The 1,987-nt window shown below is 52.7% G+C and carries 1 protein-coding gene; it reads right to left on the reverse strand.

What is annotated here, in order from left to right; all coding sequences use genetic code 11:
* Positions 1 to 1,987: VCBS domain-containing protein (locus IE076_RS22485; RefSeq protein WP_189439027.1), on the reverse strand; the 1,987-nt coding region annotated here is incomplete at both ends.

Genomic DNA, 1,987 nt, shown 5'->3' on the forward strand with positions numbered 1-1,987 from the left:
CCGTCTCTCCAACTGCCAAGTGCTCGAACTGTCCATTCGGATCGTACTGGAATTTGCCATCAACAAGAGACACTTCACCTGCAGTGCTGCTCGCATCAAACGTGATGATGTGGGTGTCTGAGCTGTCTGCATCTGTAAACACAGGTTCAATCAGAACGCTGCTGTCTTCTGAAGTAGATATTGCGATGTCTGAGACAACCGGTGCATCATTGGCCCCGGTGATGGTGACCGTTACTGTCCTGGTGACTGGCTCAGCAGTTCCATCGCTTACCGTGTAGGTGAAGCTATCGGTTGCGCTCTCGCCAACAGCCAGTTGCTCAAACTGACCATTGGGGTTGTACTGGAACTTGCCATCAACAAAAGACACTTCGCCCGTTGTGGCACTTGCGTCAAACGTAATGGTGGCTGCATCGGAGGCATCCGGATCAATATAGGCAGGCTCAATCAGAACGCTGTCATCTTCTGAGGTTGTGGCAGCAATATCAGAGACAATTGGCGCATCATTGGTGCCGACAATGGTCACCGTCACTGGCTGGGTAGCAATCCCGCCATTGCCATCATCCAGCGTCACGATGAACACAAGTTCCACCTGCTCGCCTGCTGCCAGGTAATCAAACACCGTAGAGGCGGCGGAGAACGTAAGATCGATGGCCCCCTCCACGCTTGAAGTCGAAGACGTTACACCTGTAACGTCCAGCAGAGTTTTCAGCTCCTCCTCACTTATGGAAGACAAGCCAGTCGTCACACCTGTGGCGCTGGCATCCGTAATGCTGGCCGTATGATCATCATCAGATACATCCACATCGGTGAAGGCCAGCTGCAGGCTCTGAGTGATCGGCGAGGTGTCGGTGGTCTCCCACAACGCCAGTTCATTTGCGGGATGAGTATAGTTACCTAATGCATCTGGCTGGAACACATAGACAGACCCAGAGTCATATCCCTTGTCATCATCGCCCGGCACACCAACAAGGATCGTCCCATCTGCGCTGATAGCCACATAGCTACCAAACCTATCACCTAACGCTCCATCGTCCGCAAGCAGTTTGGTTTGCGTATAACCGCCCTGACCATCTGGGACATAAACATAGACGGAGCCTGCGGCAGCAGCACCTGCATCATCCATGCTGGCACCAACAACAATCACACCGGCTTCATTGATGGCAACAGAATTGCCAAAACCATCCTGAGCGGTGGCATCAGAAGCTATCAGCTGGATCGGTGTACTGTATTCCCCCCGCTCTGTTGGAACATAAACATAAGCGGATCCGGTATCATAACCAGTTCCATCCGTGCCCTGCGCCCCAACAACAATGACACCAGCCTCATTGGTCGTAACAGATGTGCCAAACTGATCAGCAGGTATACCCTCAGGGAGGGTGAGTTTAACAGGAGCCCGATATCCCCCGAACCCATCAGGCTGATAGACATAGACAGATCCACTTTGAGGGCCGTGATCATCATCCCCAACAGCTCCGACAATCACCAAGCCTGCATCGTTAACGGACACAGTTGAGCCGAAGAATGCACCTGTTGCTCCATCCGGAGCCGTCAAGGTTATGCTCTCATAACCGCCATCTTCAAGCGGCACGAAGACTTCGACAGATCCTGATGTAAAAAGCCCATCCGCAGAACTCTGCGGTGCTCCACTGACAATGATCCCATTATCACTAACTGCAACCGCACTGCCAAACTGGTTCCCGGCGCTTCCTTCTGTTGCGGTCAGTTTGACCGGATCTGCAAAGCCGCCAGATCCATCAGGAATATAGACATAGATAGCACCGCTCTGATAACCGCTATCATCATCACCTGCTGCACCAACAACAAGCACACCAGCTTCATTAATGCTAACAGACTTCCCGAACTGACCTCCAGAGATACCGTCAGGAGCTGTCAGCTTGAGTTCTATGACGCCCCCAAATCCATCTGGCTGGCGAACCACAACAGAACCACCGGCATACACGTTGCCTTCGCTATCCCTAGGAGCCCC

This window comes from Pseudovibrio japonicus (assembly GCF_014651595.1).
Classification (GTDB): Bacteria; Pseudomonadota; Alphaproteobacteria; order Rhizobiales; family Stappiaceae; genus Pseudovibrio; species Pseudovibrio japonicus.